This window comes from Chryseobacterium sp. L12, assembly GCF_056133985.1.
Genome location: NZ_JBVYOF010000002.1, coordinates 84,386 through 103,228 on the forward strand (window position 1 = coordinate 84,386; position 18,843 = coordinate 103,228).

The window sequence follows — 18,843 nt, forward strand, 5'->3', positions numbered from 1 at the left end:
TTCTAACTTTTTACTTCTAACTGAAAAAATTATGGAAGATAAAAAATGTGCCCAGGATTTCCTCAACCTGATCAAAAAATCAAGACGTGGAAAATTCAAAATCTATATCGGGATGAGTGCAGGCGTCGGAAAAACTTACCGGATGCTGCAGGAAGCGCATTCACTTCTGTCAAACGGCATTGATGTAAAAATCGGTTATATTGAAACGCATCACCGTAAGGAAACACACGCCTTGCTGGAAGGTCTGCCAGTCATTCCCAGAAGAAAATTGTTTTACAAAGGAAAAGAGCTGGATGAACTGGATGTACAAGCAGTCATTAATCTTCGTCCGGAAGTAGTGATTGTGGATGAATTAGCACATACCAATATAGAAGGCAGTAAAAACCAAAAAAGATGGCAGGATGTGTTAGAAATTCTGGAAGCAGGAATCAATGTCATTAGTGCCGTTAATATTCAGCATATCGAAAGTCTGAATGAAGATATTAAAAGCATAACGGGCATAGAAGTAAAAGAAAGAATTCCTGACAGCGTTTTGGCTCAGGCGGATGAGGTGGTGAACATCGACCTTACTGCAGAAGAATTGATTGACCGACTGAAAGCCGGAAAAGTTTATGATCAATCAAAAATCAATTCTGCACTGAGCAATTTCTTTAAAAGTGAAAACATCCTCCAGCTTCGTGAATTAGCTTTAAAAGAAGTGGCATCACAAGTGCAGCGAAAAGTGGAAACAGAAGTGTCGGTCATTAAAAATATCCGGAAAGAACGTTTTCTGGCGTGCATCAGTTCCAATGAAAAAACGGCAAAAAATGTGATCCGAAAAGCGGCAAGACTTGCGAATTATTACAACAGTCAGTGGTATCTGCTGTATGTTCAGATTCCAAAGGAAAATCCCGATAAAATTGCGCTGTATAAGCAGAGATATCTTATTAATAATTTTAAATTAGCAACAGAATTGGGAGCAGAAATTATCAAGGTTAAAGGCTCAAATGTTGCACAAACCATTATGCAGCAATGCGAGGAAAGGAAAATCACGACTGTATGCATCGGGAAACCTCATCTCAGCATCTGGAAAATCATTGCTGCAACAGATACTTTCAATTCACTGCTCAATAAATTATCAAAAGAAAATATAGACTTAGTTATATTAAGTTGAAAATTTAAAATTGAAATATGAAAAATCAAAATATTTTAAAAGATAAGTCTTACCTTTTTGCGGTAAGAATTGTAAAGTTTTATAAATTTTTGAAAGACGATAAAAAAGAGTTTATTCTATCAAAACAAGTTTTAAGGAGCGGAACTTCTATCGGTGCAATGGTGGAAGAAGCTTTGCAGGGAGAAAGTAAAATGGATTTTATTCATAAACTTTCAATTGCAAACAAGGAAGCAAATGAAACGAGATATTGGATAAGATTATTGAAAGATACAGATTTTATAGACGAAAAATTATCACAGTCTCTTATTTTTGATTTGGAAGAATTGATAAAACTTTTGGTTTCAATCATTAAAACAACTAAGAATTCTGTTGCTAAGTAATTTCAATTTCTAATTCACAATTATCAATTTATTAAAGTGAAAATTAAAACAAAACTCAATATTGGTGTCGGTCTGCTCTTTATCATGATTTTTGTATTGTCGGTTCTGAGCGGATGGTACATTAATCAATTGAAAAAAGATACCAATAACATCCTGAAAGCCAACTACAACACACTAGAATATTCCCGAAATATGCTTTTGGCGCTGGAGGAAATAAATTCTGACCCGCTTGCTTATCAGGTTTTTCAGAAATATTTACACAAACAGCAGAAAAATGTAACAGAATCTGGTGAGAAAGAAGCCACAGATAATGTTTCCGTTCATTTTGAAGCATTGAAAAAAGATACCGGAAATATATTTCTTCAATCATCCATAAGAAAGGATATTGCAGAACTGATGCAGCTGAATATGAGTGCGATCGAACACAAAAGTAGCATTGCAGATTCTACTGCTGAAACTGCGATAATGGTAATTTCCGTTACGGGAATGCTGTGTTTCATTGTTGCTTTTATTCTTTTGGTAAATCTGCCGTCCAATATTGCGGATCCTATTAAGATTCTGACAGAAAGCATCCGGCAGATCGCCAATCAGAACTATAAAGAAAGGGTTCATTTCCAAAGCAAAAGTGAGTTTGGCGAACTGGCAAAATCCTTCAATACAATGGCGGAAAAACTTCAGGAATATTCTGAAAGTAAGCTGGATAAGATCATAAGAGGCAAAAAACGTATTGAGACTTTGATTGATAATATGCACGATCCAGTAATCGGTATTGATGAAAATAAAAAAGTGCTTTTTGTGAATGATGAAGCTCTTAAAATTACAGGATTGAAAAAAGAGGCTTTTGTTGGAAAACTGATTCAGGATGTAGCAGTAACCAATGATCTTGTGAGAGATTTGATCAGAGAATTGATAAAACCTGACAATATCAGTCCGGATAAAGAACCTGTAAAAATATTTGCTGACAGTAAGGAAAGTTATTTTGAAAAAGAAATCATTGATATTAACGTAGTTCCAACGGGAGAGCAGGAAAGCCGCTTTATTGGTCAGGTAATAATGCTGAGAAACATTACCCCTTTTAAAGAATTGGATTTAGCTAAAACCAACTTTTTAGGAACAGTCTCGCATGAATTTAAAACGCCAATTTCTTCTATTAAAATGGGCTTACAACTCTTAGAAAACGAACAAATCGGAAACCTGAATAACGAGCAGAAAAATTTGGTGAATGGAATCAAAGAAGATGCTAACCGACTTCTGAAAATTACTGGTGAACTGCTCAATATTACTCAGGTAGAAAGCGGTTCCATACAGTTGAATATAAAGTCTTCGGACATCAAAGCAATTATTGATGATGCCGTAAAAGCCAACAAGTCTGCCTCGGAACAGAAAAATATTCACATTAATGTTACAATTGATGATAATATTACAAACGTCTTGGCAGATAGTGAGAAAACATCCTGGGTTTTGAATAATCTGTTGTCTAATGCCATCCGCTATTCATATGAAAATGCTGAAATTGATATTAAGGTTTTCGGTGATAGTGAGCATATTTGTTTTTCGGTGCAGGATTATGGAAGAGGGATTGAAGAAGAATATTTAGACAGAATTTTTGAACGCTATTTTAAAATTCCGGGAACAAAAAAACAAGGGACAGGTCTTGGATTAAATATCAGCAAACAGTTTATTGAAGCACAAGGTGGAGAAATTACTGCTAAAAGCGAATTGGGAGCAGGAAGTATATTTACTTTTTTGTTGAAAAGAGATAAGTAATTTACTGAATAAAGCCGCTTAAAATTAATCAGGCTAAGATTTGTTATTAAAAGTACCTTTTAAGGAACATTAATTGCAGTGTCATTTTACATTCATAAGACAATAATTATGAAGTTTAACTATTAATTACAAAAGATAGTTTGTCATTAGAATGAACATCTCATGATAATCTGTTATAAAAATCACAAAATTATTATGGAAAATTTGTTTTTTGACAATTGGGAAAGTCTTGTCAGAACTTTTATAGTGGGATTATTAGGCTACTTCGCATTGATATTGATGCTTAGAATATCTGGTAAAAGAACATTATCACAAATGAAAGAATTTGATTTTATTGTTACCGTTGCTTTAGGCTCTACGTTGGCAACATTGTTATTAAGCAAAGAAGTTTCACTGGCAGACGGTATTTTAGCTCTTGCAATGCTAATCTCATTACAATACCTTTTGGCATATCTGTCTTTAAGATCCAATAAAGTTTCTAAACTCATCAGCTCAGATCCAACATTGTTGTTTTACAAAGGAGAATTTCTTTGGAGCGCATTAAAAAAAGAAAGAGTAACAGAAGCAGAGGTGCGTTCTGCATTGCGTAGCAATCAAATTACTTCTCTGGAAAATGTTGAAGCTGTTGTCATGGAAGCAAATGGTAAATTCACAGTAGTGAAAACGGGTTCGCTTTCAGATAAAGATTCGCCTTTGTCCAATGTAAAGAGAATTGATTGATCTTCAATATTCCAAAAAAATTGTAATCATAGGTAAGTTGATTTGCTTATAAAAATTTGAACCATGAATAAAAATATATTCAAGTCTGTAAGAAAGATCTATAAAAATATTACCAACAGTATCGCATTTATTCCCGGAACAGTAGCATTTGCGTTTTTGGTATTATCGTTTTTTATGGTTCAGTTTGATTTTTCTGATGCAGGAAAAGAAATAAAAAGCAATGCACATTGGCTTACATTAAAGGACGCAAGTACCGCAAGAACCATCATTTCAACCATTACAGGAGGAATTATCTCTTTGACTGTTTTCAGTTTCAGTATGGTAATGATTTTACTCAATCAGGCGGCATCGCAGATGAGCAACCGCATTTTAGACAAACTCATAGGAAATCGTTTTCAACAGACTATCTTAGGCTTTTATATCGGAACAATTGTGTATGCACTTTTTTTGTTGAGTACCATAAGAGATATAAATTCAGGTATTTATGTACCGGCTATCAGTACGTATTTTTTGATTGCTCTTACAGTTGTAGATATTTTTTTATTTATATATTTCCTGCATTATGTTACTCAATCGGTGAAATATGATACGATTATCCATAGAATTTATGATGCTGCCTGTCATTCACTTAAAGAAAATTGTATTTCGGAAGATATTTCCAATCCTAGCTTTTCTGTAAATGACTACTTTCCAATCAACGCATATAAGTCCGGCATATTTCAGGGATTTTTGCGTGATGGTCTGTTGAGAATCTGTGAAAAAGAAGACATGATTATTTCTTTCAATTATCCTATTGGTACTTTCGTTATACAAGATACACCATTACTGAGGATTAACAGAGACAAAATTTCTGAGGATTTGCTGGATGAGATCAACAGTTTTATAGACATTCATCGGGGTCAGAATATTGATTCATCATATCATTACGGATTACGGCAGTTAATGGAAGTTGCTATTAGAGCCTTAAGTCCGGGAATAAATGATCCGGGAACCGCTGTTTTGAGTTTACAATCACTAAGTCAGTTATTAGCATTTCGGCTGAAAAACAATCCGTCAAATCAGATTAAAGACGAAAGTGGTTTTGTAAGAATTATAACTAAAGAACGATCGTTTACCGATCTTTTTAATGAATATATCTATCCGATATGGGACTACGGTAAAGATGACCGTCTTTTAATCAACGAGATGCATCACATTCTAATTCAACTCCAAGAATTAAACGATACGCAAGCAATACGTGAACTTTTAGTGGTTGTGAAAGATGCTAAAATTAAAAAGAATTTCCATGCAGCTTCGGATAAAAATCAAACAGATCGTTAATACATATTTTTGGATGAAAATTCATATACAACTTAGAGTTCGTTAAAATAATATTGAATAATCTATTTAGGTTTTTTGATTTTTCCTCGTAAATTTAGGCAATGAATATTTTAAAACAGTATAAAATAAGAAGTACTCTCAAAACAGGAATCATAATTCCCAGCATGATTTTTATTGTCGGAATCTGTCTGGTTTCAGCAATATATCCTAAAATAACCGATGGTTTATTAACAATCGTTAAAAATTTTATTTTTGTGAATCTCAACTGGATTTACGTTTGGGCAGTAACGATATTTGTGATTTTTCTGGTATATATCATGGCAGGTTCATACGGAAATATCCGTCTTGGCAGAAATGACAGCAAACCAGATTACAGCTTTTTTTCGTGGCTCTCTATGCTTTTTGCTGCAGGAATGGGAATTGGTCTGATGTATTTTAGTGTGGCAGAGCCAATGCAGCATTATTCTAATGATATTTTTTCAGGAAAATCTTCTGTTCAAAGAGCTCAAAATGCTCAGCTTTATACTTTTTTTCATTGGGGTATTCATGCCTGGGCAATTTATGGTGTTGTCGGGCTGGCTCTTGCTTATTTTTCTTACAGGTACCGGCTTCCATTGTCACTGAGAAGTTGTTTTTACCCGTTACTGAAAGATAAAATTAAAGGAAAATGGGGAAATGTTATTGATGTGTTTGCATTATGCAGTACTTTTTTCGGAATTACCACAACATTGGGATTTGGTGTTGTTCAGATCAATTCGGGACTTGTAACGCTTAATATTTTACCTGAAACCAGTTTTTTATATCAAATTCTGATCGTAGCTGTTTTGGTCTCACTTGCCATATTATCTGCAGTAACAGGATTAGATAAAGGAGTGAAAATTTTAAGCAATGTCAATATTATTGCTGTCGTAGTTCTGTTGATTTTTGTATTGGCTTTGGGACCAACGGTTTATCTGATCGGAAGTTTTACTGAAGGGATTGGGACGTATATCAACAGCTTTTTCAGCCTTACTTTTAATACTCATGTTTATGAAGAAAATACCCAGTCATGGTTCTATGACTGGACGATTTTATATTGGGCATGGTGGATATCATGGTCGCCGTACGTAGGACTTTTTATAGCAAGAATCTCAAAAGGAAGAACAATAAGAGAATTTGTATCTGCGGTGTTGATTTTACCAACTCTTTTCAATTTTATTTGGATGTCTGTTTTTGGTAATAGTGCAATATGGTTTGATGCCAATGTTGCCGACGGATTTTTGAGTAAAATGGCTAGAGATCCGGACGGATTGATGTTCCAGTTTCTTGAATATCTTCCTTTTACCGAACTGGTAAGCTTCTTAGTGATAGCTATCATTATTATTTTTTTCATAACGTCTGCAGACAGCGGTATTTATGTGATGAATAGTATTGCTACAAAAAATTCGAGAGTTTCACCAAGATGGCAGACCGTTGGTTGGGGATTATTGCTGGCAGTATTGTCATTAATGTTGCTCAATGCAGGCGGTTTAGCTGCTTTGCAAAGTATGACACTTATTACGGCACTGCCTTTTTCAATTATTATGCTCTTATTTATCATAAGTCTTACCAAAGCATTGATCATAGATAAAAATTATTACGAAAAAGATTTTTCATCAACAACGGTTCCTTGGTCGGGTGAGCACTGGAAGGAAAGACTGAAACAGATTGTCTCATTTAATGATGCTCAATCAACCGAAAAATATATCCAAACCACCGTAATGCAGGCATTTGAGGAGCTGCTTTCCGAATTTGCGGTAAATAAAGTGGAGGCAAAGATCAATTCTGAAAACATTCCGCAAAGTATTGAAATTGAAATCAGGTATGATATCATCAACAACTTTATCTATGGTGTAAAAAGTGAGCCTAAAGTTGTTTCAGAGCATTTGCTGAATGAGGAAAATCTTCCCGGATCTGAAGAGGATCTCATTTATTTCCCAAAATCATATTTTGGTGACAACAGGGAAGGATATGATGTAAAACTTTTCACAAAAAACGAACTCATTTCCGATGTTTTAAAACACTACGAACGCTTTTTAGAAATAATTTCTGAAGAAAAAAATACAATGTTTATAAGCAGTGATGCCAATCACCGTTTTAAGTGAAAGAGGCAAACGCAAGATCGGTTTTTCACTTGCTGTAACAGAAAGTTTATTATAGTTTTCTAATTCTTTCATAAATAATTTTTAATTCATGGGAAATTAGCTGTCAAACAGTTTATATAACCTATCTTTGTTAAAACCATATATTAAATTATTTCGTATATGATATAAGTTGTCGGGCAATTTTATGTTTAGATATTTCTATTGCACTGCTGACCATATTCAGAGTTCAATTGATATATAAACAAGATTTCATGGCTATACTTATTTTCATTATCATTCATTGGTATGCATCACTTTTTTTTCAGTCGGTATTTCATCACAGATATGCGGCACATAATCTCTTCACGATGTCAAAATTTTGGGAGAGAGTGTTTTATTTTGGATGTTTTATAACGCAGGGATCGTCTTATATCAGTGCCTATACTTACGGTCTTATGCACAGACTTCATCATGCTCATACAGATAAGGCAGAAGATCCGCATTCGCCGCATAATGATCCCAATCCTTTTTTGATGATGTGGACTACGAGAAACAATTATTTCAATTTACATATCGGAAAAACCGGAGCCGAAGACAAATACAAAAAAGATCTGCCGGATTGGGAAAAGTTTGATAAAATTGCTCACAATTATATCACCAGATTTATCTGGATCGGGATTTATATTTTTATTTACTGGCTTTTAGCAACAGCTTGGTGGCAATGGTTGTTTCTTCCTGCTACAATTATTATGGGTTCTTTGCAGGGTATGGCGGTTAACTGGTGGGCTCATAAATTTGGTTATGAGAATTATAAGATGAAAAATACTTCAAAAAATATTCTTCCATTTGACTTTATTTTTTGGGGTGAAGCCTACCACAACAATCATCACAGACATCCACAAAAACCCAATAACGCATCCAGATGGTTTGAATGGGACATGGGATTTCAGACCATGGTTATTTTACATAAGCTTCGCGTAATCAGAATTAAATAATTTCTGGATTAATGAAAAAATAAAAAACCTACTGATTTTCAGTAGGTTTTATTGTGTCAAATCAATTCGCAACTGTTTTTGGTTTATTGATCAGATTTTCAATTTTTACCAGAACATCGTCAATATCAAATGGTTTACCAATAAATTCATCCGCTTCACAGGCATTAGTTACCTGTTCTGCTTTAGCGTGGGCACTGATAATCATTACAGGAACATCAGAAGTTGAAGGATCTTGCTTTATTTCATTGCACAGATCTGTACCGAGTCCGTCAGGAAGTTTCACATCTAAAATAAAAATATCTGGAATTACCGATTTGTCTCTGCTGTTAAACAACGCTGCAGTCGAAAAAGAGCGTACGTCATAATTCTCAAATGACAGGAGTAGTTGCAATGCATCTCTGATGCCTGTCTCATCTTCTACGATAAATATTGTTTTCATATCACCATCATGACAAAAACAAAGCCAACCCAGATTGAAATTTAAAAATTTGTTCAAAATTTAAGATGCAACTACACAACTTCGAACAATAAAACAAAAATATAACTGAAGATACGCACACTTTAGATAAAATGATTTTTATCATAAAATACACTATAGAAAGCCTTTTCCTGCGATTTGGGGGATTTAGCAGAATTAATTAAGCATTAGGATAAAGTTTTGTATAATTTTTGCTTCTAAAATTTGATTAAATTTTAAGAATATTAAAATATAGATAAAAATACACTATTAATAAGTTTTTATCTGTTAATTATAATTATTTTTGAAATGTAGATCCTGTAACTAAACTGAATTTTTTCTGTTATGATTTTAATTGTTGACGACAATCCAAGCAATCTTTATTCACTAAAAAAACTTTTAGAATCAAAAGACTTTGAGGTTGATACAGCAGATTCCGGTCAGCAAGCATTGGGGAAAGCACTGAAAAATGATTATGCAGTGATTATTCTGGATGTTCAGATGCCCGAAATGGATGGTTTTGAAGTAGCAGAAGCTTTAGCAGGATACAGTAAAACAAAGGATATTCCTATTATCTTCTTATCTGCAGTAAATACTGAGAAAAGATTTATCACTAAAGGATATGCTTCGGGAGGTAAAGATTACGTTACAAAACCTGTAGATCCGGAAATTCTGATGCTGAAAGTAAAAACTTTTTACAATCTTCAGGAGAAAAATGTAGAGATGAAAAAAGCTCATCAGAGTCTTGAGCTGGAGGTAAAAGGCAGAAGAGAATCTCAGGTCACCATGAAATCGCAGATAGATCATTTTCATCTGATGCTGGAGTCTCTTCCACAGATTGCTTTTACCATGAATGAAGAAGGATGGGTAGATTTTGTCAACTGCAAATGGTACCAGTATTCTAAGTCAGAAAAACATTTTCCGGAAACGCATCCTGATGATCCGGATATAAACGAAGAGCTTGAAAGGTGCAGAAAAAAAGCAAAAGCATTAGATTTAGAAATAAGGATTAGAAATATTGAATCTGGTGATTTCAGATATCACTTACTTCGTATAACTCCTGTACTTGAAGATAACATTGCAAAAAAGTGGGTGGGAACTTTCACTGATATTGATGCTCAGAAAAAAGTAGAAAAAGAAAAAGATGAGTTTTTAAGTATTGCAAGCCATGAACTTAAAACCCCTTTAACCAGTATTAAAGCCTACATTCAGTTATTAGACAGAAAGCTGAAGCTCAGCGAAAGCAGTACAGAATCTGGTTTTATGGTAAAAGTACACGATCAGATCGAAAAGCTTAACATGCTGATAACAGATCTTCTGGATGTATCTAAGATTGAAAATGGCAAGCTTAAAATAAGTAAACAGCCTACCAATCTTGAAAATCTTATTCAAAACACCATAGAAAATATTCTTCAGACCAACGAAAACAAAGTGAAGATTGAACGTCACGGTGTAATTACCGATATTCTCATTCCTTTGGATGCCATAAGGATAGAGCAGGTTCTGATCAATTTTTTAACCAATGCCATCAAATATTCTCCACAGAACAATCAGGTAATCGTTACTACTTTTGTAGATGAGGAGGAGCAGGAAGTGAAAGTGAGTGTTACCGATTTTGGAATTGGTATTCCGGATTACAAACAGGAATCGGTTTTTCAGAAATTTTACAGAGTAGATGAGTCGTCGCTTCAGTTTCAGGGAATGGGAATCGGGCTTTATATTTGTTCGGAAATCATCAAGCAGCATCACGGAAATATTGGAGTTTCCAGCATTGTAGACGAAGGTTCAACATTCTATTTTACATTACCATTAAATTAATTTTATGCCTAAAAAAATACTTAGGAATTTACAGTTTGGAGTAGGTTTTTCTTTGATTATTTTGATTGCGAGTTCTATCTCGTCCTATCTAAGTATTCAGAATCAGATGAATCACCGCGAAAGCGTTGGAAAAAGCCGGCGGTCTGTAACGGCTGTAAAGGATATTCTGGTATCGCTTCTGGATGCCGAAACAGGAAACCGGGGCTATCAGCTTACAGGTAAAGAAAGTTTCTTAGAACCGTACAACCGAAGTATGCGCGAATATTCGCAGGCTATAGAACGTGCAGAAAGTTTGGATATTGAAGATCCAAAGCAGGAAGAAAGACTGATGTATCTCAAAAAAAATGTAGAAAGTAATATCAGTAATCTCAAGCTTTTTGTAGAAAACAGGAAAAAAGGTATTGTGATGACTCAGGATCAGATTTTACAAAGTAAAATCTACATGGATCGTTGCAGGAAAATGGTAGATGAATTTGTGAAATATGAAGATTTTAATCTTGAGAAGAAAACAATATCGCTCAATAACTCTTCCAATACAACAGTTCTTTTCATTATTTTTTCAGCGCTTTCTGCCATTGCTGTTACTGCGTTTTTTTATTTTAAACTAAGATCAGATCTTATAAGGAGAGAAAAGCTTGAAAACGCATTAAAGCTTAAAGATATAGAAATTACCAGAAGGGTAAGTGCTATACAACAGATAGCCAACAGAGTTGCCAACGGAGACTACAGCCAAAAAGCAGAAGATGATTCTCAGGATGATTTGGGTGATCTTGCAGATTCGCTGAATCACATGACAGAGTCTCTTAAAATTTCGTTTGATAAAATTAATAAAAGTGAATGGAGGCAAAAAGGACTTGTTATTCTGAATGAGTCTTTGGTTGGAAACAAATCTGTGAAGGATGTATCTGAAAAGTCTCTTCAGCAACTCTTAGAATACGGAAACTGCATCAACGGTTCGCTGTATTTATATGACGAAGGAATTCTCAGACTTTCTGCTGCGTTCGGCTTAGAAAATAATATGAAGAAAACCTTTGATCCGGGAGAAGGCATGGTAGGACGGGTTTTCATGACTGAGAAAATGAAGGTTTATAATAATCTGCATCAGGATGATTTTGTGGTAACTTTTGCCAGCAGTACAATCCAGATTTACGGAATTATGCTGTTACCTGTTTTTGGAGACGGATTCTGTATTGGTGTTATTGAATTAGGCTCTACCGTAAATTTTGAAGAAGATAGAATTGATTATTTTATTGAATGCAGCAGAAACATCGGGATTGCTCTAAGTGCAGCAAAAAGAAGAGAAAAAGAACAGCAGCTGCTTGAAGAAACACAGGCGCAGTCAGAAGAATTGCAGGTGCAGCATTCTGAACTTGAAAATCTGAATACAGAACTTGAAGCACAGACTCAGAAACTTCAGGCTTCGGAAGAGGAGCTGAAAGTACAGCAGGAAGAACTGATGCAGGCAAATGCCGAGCTGGAAGAACGTTCCAGATTATTAGAAGAGAAAAACCACCTCATTGCCGAAAGAAATATTGAGATTCAGAAAAAAGTAGAAGAGCTTGCGCTGAGTACAAAATATAAATCTGAGTTTTTGGCAAATATGTCTCATGAATTGCGTACACCGCTGAATTCTATTCTTTTGCTGTCAAGACTGATGGCAGAAAATCCTGAAGAAAACCTTAATGAAGATCAGGTAGAATCTGCCAAAGTTATCCAAAGTTCAGGAAGCAGTTTGCTTACACTGATTGACGAAATTTTAGATTTGGCTAAAATTGAATCCGGAAAAATGACTTTGGAATATGAAGATGTAAATGTGATTGATGTTGTGAAAGATCTGCAGAGTCTGTTTAATCCTGTTTTCCAGGAGAAAAGGCTGCTGTTTAATATAGACATTGAAGATAATTTAAATAAAATTATCAAAACAGATCGCCTGAGAGTAGATCAGGTATTAAGAAATTTACTTTCTAATGCGTTAAAATTTACTAAAAAAGGAAGCATCAGTCTTTCCATCAAAGCAGATACAAAAAAGAAAGATTTTGTCGTGTTTTCGGTAAAAGATACGGGAATCGGTATTCCGGAGGACAAACAGAAAATCATTTTTGAAGCCTTCCAGCAGGCAGACGGATCTACAAGACGGAAGTTCGGAGGTACGGGTCTTGGGCTCTCCATCAGCCGTGAGATTGCAAGATTACTTGGTGGTGAACTTGTATTGGAAAGTAAGGTAGATGAAGGAAGCGAGTTCAGCCTGATCATTCCGGTAAAAGAAATTTCGGAGATCGTTCATCTGGAAACTGATCAGGATATTGTAGAAATTATCCGTGAAGATGTAGAGCAGATACAGCATATTCTGGAAGATGGCGAGCAAAAAGAGATGGTAAATACGCTGGAAATTCCGGAGGATGTGGAAGACGACAGAAATGATATAGGTGAAGATGATAAAGTAATTTTAATTATTGAAGATGACACCAATTTTGCCAAAGCTCTTTTAAAATATTCCAGAATGCAGAATTATAAAGGAGTAGTTGTTGTAAGAGGAGATTACGGACTTTCTTCTGCGTTAAAATACAATCCGAAAGCAATTTTGTTAGATGTTCAGCTTCCCGTAAAAGACGGATGGCAGGTAATGGATGATTTGAAATCTAACCCTAAAACAAAGCATATTCCCGTGCACATGATGTCGGCGTTGCACGTAAAAAAAGAAAGCCTGATGAGAGGTGCAATTGATTTTATCAATAAGCCTGTTGCTTTGGATCAGATGGATGATATGTTCCGAAAGATTGAAGATGCGCTCAAAAAAGCTCCGCAAAAGGTTTTGATTGTGGAAGAAAATGCAAAACATGCAAGTGCACTTTCTTATTTCCTCAGCAATCTCAACATTTCTTTATCTGTAGAAAACAATGTGAAAGATAGTGTAAAGGCTTTTAAAGAAAATCAGATCGACTGTGTGATTCTGGACATCAGTGCTTCTAAAGGCAATGAATACCAGATTGTAGAATCTATAAAAAGTTTTGAAGGATTGGAAAATCTGCCGATTATTATTTTTAAAGAAAATAATTTATCTAAATCTGAAGAGCTTAAAATAAAGCAGTATGCAGATTCTATTGTTGTAAAAACTGCGCACTCTTACCAGAGAATTTTGGATGAGGTTGGCTTATTCCTTCATTTGGTGGAAGAAAAAAACAGCGCACTTGAAGTAGTGAGAAGCAAAACATTAGGTTCACTGACAGAAGTTCTGAGCGGTAAAAAAATACTGATTACCGATGATGATGCAAGAAATATATTTTCGCTTACCAAAGCTCTGGAGAAATATAAAGTGGAAGTTGTTGTCGCAATGGATGGGAAGCAGGCTTTGCAGCAGATAAAGGAAAATCAGGATGTGGATGTGGTATTGATGGATATGATGATGCCCGAGATGGATGGTTATGAAACAATAAAAGAGATACGGAAAATGCCTAAGTTTGCAAAACTTCCGATTATTGCCATCACCGCAAAATCTATGATTGGTGAAAGAGAAAAATGTATTACTGCAGGAGCATCAGATTATATCTCAAAGCCGGTAGATATAGATCAGTTGCTATCCTTGCTTCGTGTTTGGTTATATGAAAGTTAAACAGCTAAAATTCTGATGAATAAGAAAGTACTCATTGTGGATGATGATCCACGTAATATATTTGCTCTTACACTTACACTGAAGGCAAAAGGCTATCAGATAGAAAGCTGTACAATGGCGCAGGAAGCAATTGATATTTTGAAAAAAGATAATCAGTTTTCTATTGTCTTAATGGATATGATGATGCCGGAAATGGACGGCTATGAAGCGGTGAAAATTATCCGTGAAACTCCCGATATCAACCATATTCCAATCATAGCTGTTACCGCACAGGCAATGCCGGAAGACAGGCAGAAATGTATTGATGCCGGAGCACAGGATTATGTCTCAAAACCGATTAATGTAGATCAGCTGATGGCTGTTATTCAAAAATATTCTTAAAATGCTGGAACCAAGTATAATAAAAGATGAAGAAATTGAATATCTTATAAAAGATGTTTATGATCTGTATGGATATGATTTTTCTGAGTACAGCAGAGCATCTTTTAAAAGAAGGGTAAACCGTATCTGTCTGATCGACAGATTTACAAGTTTTGCTGAACTTCGTTATACTTTGATCAACGAACCTGAATATCTGAAAAGATTTATTGAAGAAATCACGGTAAATGTAACAGAGATGTTCAGAGATCCTCATTTTTTTAAAGCTTTGCGGGAAAAAATTCTTCCGCAGTTGGGTACATATCCGCTGATAAGAGTTTGGGTTGCGGGCTGTTCTACCGGTGAAGAAGCATATTCAATGGCAATTCTCCTGAAAGAAGCCAACCTTTATCATAAATGTCTGCTGTACGGAACAGATCTGAATCCTTCCGTTCTGGAATCAGCCAGAGCAGGAGTTTTCCCGTTGCATCAGATGAAGCTGTACTCTGAAAACTATATGCTTTCGGGAGGAAAGAGAGATTTTTCAGATTACTATACCGCCAATTATGACAGTGTAGTTTTTGATAAAAGTCTGAAAGAAAAATTGATTTTATCTACGCACAATCTGGTTTCGGATAGCTCGTTCAACAGCTTTCAGTTGATCATTTGCAGAAATGTTCTGATTTATTTTGACCGAGGTTTGCAGGAAAGAGTTTTCCGCTTGTTTGATAACAGTCTGGAAAATCTCGGATTTTTAGCTCTTGGAGCAAAAGAAACACTTAGATTTTCTAAGCTGGATAAAAATTATCAGCAGATAGAAGACCAGAGAATCTGGAAAAAAACTGATTCATAAAACTAGTATGGAAACAAAATTCAATACCACAGAATTAGTATTAATAGGAGGATCAGCAGGAAGTCTGCAGGTTATCCTGGAATTTATTAAAAATCTGAACAGAAAAGTTTCGTTTCCTATCGTTTTGGTGCTTCACAGAAAGGCTCATTCCAATAATGTATTACAGGTTTTGCTGCAACAGTTTACAGATTCTGAGGTGGTTGAGATTGATGACAAAACAGAAATAATGCCCAACAAAATATACATTGCTCCTGCAGATTATCATCTATTATTTGAAAACAAAAAAACCATGTCTTTAGATGGTTCCGAAAAAATGAATTATTCCCGCCCTTCAATAGATGTAATTTTTAAATCCGGTGCCGAGGTTTTCGGTAAAAACCTTCTGGGAATTTTGCTTTCCGGAGCCAATGCAGATGGAGTGGAAGGATTGCTATACATAAAAAAAAATGACGGAAAAGTATGGATTCAAAATCCGGATACAGCCGAAGTAGATTATATGCCGCGACAGGCAGCAGAACGGGTTGCTTATGATTTGCTGATTAGTCCTCAAGATCTTGCAGAGCAGATTAATCTTCTTGATATAAACTAATTTAAACTAATAACTGAATAATTTTCAATTCTATGAATAAAAAAATATTGATTTTTGATGATGATAAAACCATTTTGGAGGTTATAACGATCATTTTTGAAGAAAATGGCTATCAGGTCGAAATTTCTGAAACTTCTCATGATATTCTGGAGAAAGTTTCCCAATTCCGTCCGGATGTTATTTTAATGGACAACTGGATTCCGAAGATTGGTGGAGTAGAGGCGACACGGCTGCTGAAGAACAGTACAGATTTTAAAGATATCCCTGTCATTTATGTAACGGCAAATAATGATATTGTAGCACTTGCAAAAGAAGCAATGGCAGATGATTATGTTGCCAAGCCATTCAATCTTGATGATCTCGAAGAAAAAGTAGCAAAATATATATAAGAAAGATCCTGCAACATACACTGATGCAGGATTTTTTTTAATTAGCTAATCTCTTTTAAGTCCTGTGAGCTTTCCAGCATTGTTCTAATGCGGGTTTCAATAACAGATTGATCACAGTTTTCAAGATTAATCTCATTAATCATCGCCGTGAAAAATTGCTTTAAATCTGAATGCTCTGTAATTTCGTTACTAAAAGTTGGGGCGACAATTACTTTCTTTGATACTAGATTTTCAATAAGAGAAAATTCACATTCTGTATTCAGGTCTATATTGAATTGTTGTTTTATACTCAGCTTAAAATAATCATTCAGTAAATCTTTTTCCATTTTCGTATTTTTGTTTATATACATATAACTTTTATGCCACAAATGGTATTTTTCAGTTATTTGTTAAAAATAATTGGTTCTCCGCCAAAAATGAGAGTTCAGAATTGGGTATAACGGTTTGGGTATTGCCGAATGCAGGGATTTTTAGCACCCAAGCTCAAAGGAAATACCTCATTCAAATATAGCAAAAAGTTCAAAAGAATTACTTTAGCCCCGTTTTTGCCAATACAATGTTAGGCGATGTTTTTTTTTATCTTCTTTTAAACGCATAGTCTATTAATGGTTTGTTAGAATTGTCTAGTTTTGTAATGTAATCATCAATTATTAAGAAAAAGCTGCGTTTATTTTCAGCTAAAATTAGAATTTCTTGAGCAATTTTTGTTTGTTTTTTGGTTTTTGCTGCTATTAATAAATTTATGTTCGAATTTTTAACGTTGTTGTTTTTAATGAAATCTTGAAATGGTTTTGTAAAGTCATTTGAATAAGATAATATCAATTTAAAATTCTCAAAATCACTATAAACTTTCTCATAATCACGTTGTAATTTATGTTGCTTAAGATAATAATTCTTATTGTGATAGAACTCAATAATATGATGCTTGATATAGTATTTTTTGAATTCATATGGATATAACTCACTTATTAACTCAATTAAAAACGTATGTTGTCCATTTCTTTCATTTTGTTTTTCAGCTAAAATATTGAAAAAACTATCTTTTTCAGCTTCACTTAAGTTTGATAAATGTCTTGCAACAAAATATTCTTGAATTGAACGATGAATAAATGAAAGAATATTTCCATCCTCAACAAGAATAGAGATGGAAACTTTTAAATCTTCAAGAAAGTTTGAAATATTGATTTTTTTATCAATATTATTAGAAACGTCCTTCAAAATATGTTCAAATTCTAATGCAGTAAAACTGAATAAATTTTGAAAATAACTTGCTAAACAAAATGAACTTAATACATATTCGAAGTTTTCTCTATCTAGTTTTGATAATTTTGGTCGTCGATATCCACGTTTTGAAAATGTCTCATGTTTTTCGAATAATGCATCAAATACTTGCCAATAAAATTGTGTCTTCTTTGGCGGTATCTTTGGGTAACTTTCAAACGAATTAATGAATAAAATTAAAAATAGAGGATTACTTAATAACTCAATATATTTTAAGCTTGTTTTATTATTGAGAGTTTTAATTATTTCATCTGCAAAATTTTGATTATCAAATAATTGTTTTCTAACAAAAACTTCAATTTGATCCAGATCTGCTAATCCGTTGAGATAAATATTGTCAAAGCCATCTAGTTGAGTTGCTGAAGTATATGGTCTTGTTGAAATAACAAATTTATTTTTATTAAACTTAGCAACAAAATCCATGAAATCTTTAGTTATTACTGATTTTTTATTAACATCTAGTTCATCATAACCATCAAGAAAAAAAATGAATTCACCACTATCAAACATTTTTTCAATTATATTTTCATCTATTCCTACTTTATTAAATATGAGATGTTCAGTAAATGCGATGAAAACATAATTTTCTATAATCTTTTTATCTTTTACAACTTTTTTAATTTCATAGTTATTAAAATCTCTAAAGTTAAAAATTATTGGAATTTTATAATTTTTGATGACACATTCAATGTAGAAATGTTTAATAAAAGTAGTTTTACCAGCTCCTCCAGTTGCAACAATAGAAATTTTGTTTCTATCTATTATAAAGGAATTAAAGTCATGTATTATTGAATTCCTGAATGTAAAATCTAATGGGAAATAAATATCAGAAAGGTTTACGCTATCTTTATGTAAAATAGTTCTAACAGTTGAGAAATTTTTAGCATTTTCAACCAAATATTCTAAAATTTTATTGTTTGAAAATTGACTAATTTTTGGTCCAGCAAACTTTGATATTTTTTCTAACAATAACTTTGAACTTTCTATAATTAACTTTTCTTCCATTGTTTTTTATAAAATATCGCCTAACGTCGTTCCGGCGCTTGGCGTCA

Annotated in this window: 16 protein-coding genes; 13 read left to right on the forward strand and 3 right to left on the reverse strand. The window is 34.0% G+C overall.

What is annotated here, in order from left to right:
• Positions 1-31 precede the first annotated feature (31 nt).
• From AC0NBN_RS03010 to AC0NBN_RS03040, 7 genes are all read left to right on the forward strand, one after another.
• Complete coding sequence (locus tag AC0NBN_RS03010; protein WP_160811565.1) at positions 32-1,153, forward strand: sensor protein KdpD; 1,122 nt, start codon at positions 32-34, stop codon at positions 1,151-1,153.
• A 17-nt stretch (positions 1,154-1,170) separates the two neighbouring features.
• Positions 1,171-1,533, forward strand: a complete 363-nt coding sequence (locus AC0NBN_RS03015) for a four helix bundle protein (RefSeq protein ID WP_130913210.1) — start codon at positions 1,171-1,173, stop codon at positions 1,531-1,533.
• A gap of 36 nt (positions 1,534-1,569) precedes the next feature.
• A complete protein-coding gene (locus AC0NBN_RS03020; protein ID WP_160811566.1) occupies positions 1,570-3,300 on the forward strand; it encodes an ATP-binding protein in 1,731 nt (576 codons plus the stop codon).
• A 195-nt stretch (positions 3,301-3,495) separates the two neighbouring features.
• Positions 3,496-4,020, forward strand: coding sequence for a DUF421 domain-containing protein (locus AC0NBN_RS03025; protein WP_143883662.1), 525 nt, complete (start codon positions 3,496-3,498; stop codon positions 4,018-4,020).
• Between the two features lie 63 nt (positions 4,021-4,083).
• Complete coding sequence (locus AC0NBN_RS03030; protein ID WP_160811567.1) at positions 4,084-5,340, forward strand: DUF2254 domain-containing protein; 1,257 nt, start codon at positions 4,084-4,086, stop codon at positions 5,338-5,340.
• 101 nt (positions 5,341-5,441) lie between these two features.
• Entirely contained in the window at positions 5,442-7,463 is a 2,022-nt protein-coding gene (locus tag AC0NBN_RS03035; protein WP_160811568.1) for a BCCT family transporter, read from the forward strand.
• Positions 7,464-7,714: 251 nt separating this feature from the next.
• Positions 7,715-8,437, forward strand: a complete 723-nt coding sequence (locus tag AC0NBN_RS03040; RefSeq protein ID WP_160811569.1) for a fatty acid desaturase — start codon at positions 7,715-7,717, stop codon at positions 8,435-8,437.
• A gap of 61 nt (positions 8,438-8,498) precedes the next feature.
• Here the strand turns inward: AC0NBN_RS03040 and AC0NBN_RS03045 are convergent, their stop codons facing one another.
• The gene (locus AC0NBN_RS03045) at positions 8,499-8,876 is read right to left on the reverse strand and encodes a response regulator (RefSeq protein WP_160811570.1); all 378 of its coding nucleotides are present in this window, start codon (positions 8,874-8,876) and stop codon (positions 8,499-8,501) included.
• A gap of 363 nt (positions 8,877-9,239) precedes the next feature.
• Between AC0NBN_RS03045 and AC0NBN_RS03050 the strand changes: the two genes are divergently transcribed.
• The 6 genes from AC0NBN_RS03050 to AC0NBN_RS03075 are packed head-to-tail and all read left to right on the forward strand — an operon-like array spanning position 9,240 to position 16,510.
• Positions 9,240-10,712, forward strand: a complete 1,473-nt coding sequence (locus AC0NBN_RS03050; protein WP_160811571.1) for an ATP-binding protein — start codon at positions 9,240-9,242, stop codon at positions 10,710-10,712.
• 4 nt (positions 10,713-10,716) lie between these two features.
• The gene (locus AC0NBN_RS03055) at positions 10,717-14,322 is read left to right on the forward strand and encodes a response regulator (protein ID WP_160811572.1); all 3,606 of its coding nucleotides are present in this window, start codon (positions 10,717-10,719) and stop codon (positions 14,320-14,322) included.
• Between the two features lie 15 nt (positions 14,323-14,337).
• On the forward strand, positions 14,338-14,703 hold the full coding sequence (locus AC0NBN_RS03060) for a response regulator (protein WP_312342920.1): 366 nt from the start codon (positions 14,338-14,340) through the stop codon (positions 14,701-14,703).
• Between the two features lies 1 nt (position 14,704).
• Entirely contained in the window at positions 14,705-15,532 is an 828-nt protein-coding gene (locus AC0NBN_RS03065; RefSeq protein WP_143883670.1) for a CheR family methyltransferase, read from the forward strand.
• Positions 15,533-15,539: 7 nt separating this feature from the next.
• The gene (locus tag AC0NBN_RS03070; protein ID WP_160811573.1) at positions 15,540-16,121 is read left to right on the forward strand and encodes a chemotaxis protein CheB; all 582 of its coding nucleotides are present in this window, start codon (positions 15,540-15,542) and stop codon (positions 16,119-16,121) included.
• Between the two features lie 32 nt (positions 16,122-16,153).
• The gene (locus tag AC0NBN_RS03075) at positions 16,154-16,510 is read left to right on the forward strand and encodes a response regulator (RefSeq protein WP_143883672.1); all 357 of its coding nucleotides are present in this window, start codon (positions 16,154-16,156) and stop codon (positions 16,508-16,510) included.
• Between the two features lie 41 nt (positions 16,511-16,551).
• Here AC0NBN_RS03075 and AC0NBN_RS03080 read toward each other — a convergent pair whose 3' ends face one another.
• Together AC0NBN_RS03080 and AC0NBN_RS03085 are read right to left on the reverse strand one after the other, a co-directional pair.
• Positions 16,552-16,836, reverse strand: a complete 285-nt coding sequence (locus AC0NBN_RS03080; protein WP_160811574.1) for a hypothetical protein — start codon at positions 16,834-16,836, stop codon at positions 16,552-16,554.
• 250 nt (positions 16,837-17,086) lie between these two features.
• On the reverse strand, positions 17,087-18,796 hold the full coding sequence (locus tag AC0NBN_RS03085; protein ID WP_160811575.1) for an NACHT domain-containing protein: 1,710 nt from the start codon (positions 18,794-18,796) through the stop codon (positions 17,087-17,089).
• Positions 18,797-18,843 lie beyond the last annotated feature (47 nt).

What these genes read in the sequence shown, in the direction of transcription:
- AC0NBN_RS03085 (WP_160811575.1), bottom strand. Translation starts at nt 18,796, where the DNA reads ATGGAAGAAAAGTTAATTATAGAAAGTTCAAAGTTATTGTTAGAAAAA.
- AC0NBN_RS03045 (WP_160811570.1), bottom strand. Translation starts at nt 8,876, where the DNA reads ATGAAAACAATATTTATCGTAGAAGATGAGACAGGCATCAGAGATGCA.
- AC0NBN_RS03010 (WP_160811565.1), top strand. Translation starts at nt 32, where the DNA reads ATGGAAGATAAAAAATGTGCCCAGGATTTCCTCAACCTGATCAAAAAA.
- AC0NBN_RS03035 (WP_160811568.1), top strand. Translation starts at nt 5,442, where the DNA reads ATGAATATTTTAAAACAGTATAAAATAAGAAGTACTCTCAAAACAGGA.
- AC0NBN_RS03025 (WP_143883662.1), top strand. Translation starts at nt 3,496, where the DNA reads ATGGAAAATTTGTTTTTTGACAATTGGGAAAGTCTTGTCAGAACTTTT.
- AC0NBN_RS03060 (WP_312342920.1), top strand. Translation starts at nt 14,338, where the DNA reads ATGAATAAGAAAGTACTCATTGTGGATGATGATCCACGTAATATATTT.
- AC0NBN_RS03065 (WP_143883670.1), top strand. Translation starts at nt 14,705, where the DNA reads ATGCTGGAACCAAGTATAATAAAAGATGAAGAAATTGAATATCTTATA.
- AC0NBN_RS03050 (WP_160811571.1), top strand. Translation starts at nt 9,240, where the DNA reads ATGATTTTAATTGTTGACGACAATCCAAGCAATCTTTATTCACTAAAA.
- AC0NBN_RS03040 (WP_160811569.1), top strand. Translation starts at nt 7,715, where the DNA reads ATGGCTATACTTATTTTCATTATCATTCATTGGTATGCATCACTTTTT.
- AC0NBN_RS03030 (WP_160811567.1), top strand. Translation starts at nt 4,084, where the DNA reads ATGAATAAAAATATATTCAAGTCTGTAAGAAAGATCTATAAAAATATT.
- AC0NBN_RS03015 (WP_130913210.1), top strand. Translation starts at nt 1,171, where the DNA reads ATGAAAAATCAAAATATTTTAAAAGATAAGTCTTACCTTTTTGCGGTA.
- AC0NBN_RS03070 (WP_160811573.1), top strand. Translation starts at nt 15,540, where the DNA reads ATGGAAACAAAATTCAATACCACAGAATTAGTATTAATAGGAGGATCA.
- AC0NBN_RS03055 (WP_160811572.1), top strand. Translation starts at nt 10,717, where the DNA reads ATGCCTAAAAAAATACTTAGGAATTTACAGTTTGGAGTAGGTTTTTCT.
- AC0NBN_RS03080 (WP_160811574.1), bottom strand. Translation starts at nt 16,836, where the DNA reads ATGGAAAAAGATTTACTGAATGATTATTTTAAGCTGAGTATAAAACAA.
- AC0NBN_RS03075 (WP_143883672.1), top strand. Translation starts at nt 16,154, where the DNA reads ATGAATAAAAAAATATTGATTTTTGATGATGATAAAACCATTTTGGAG.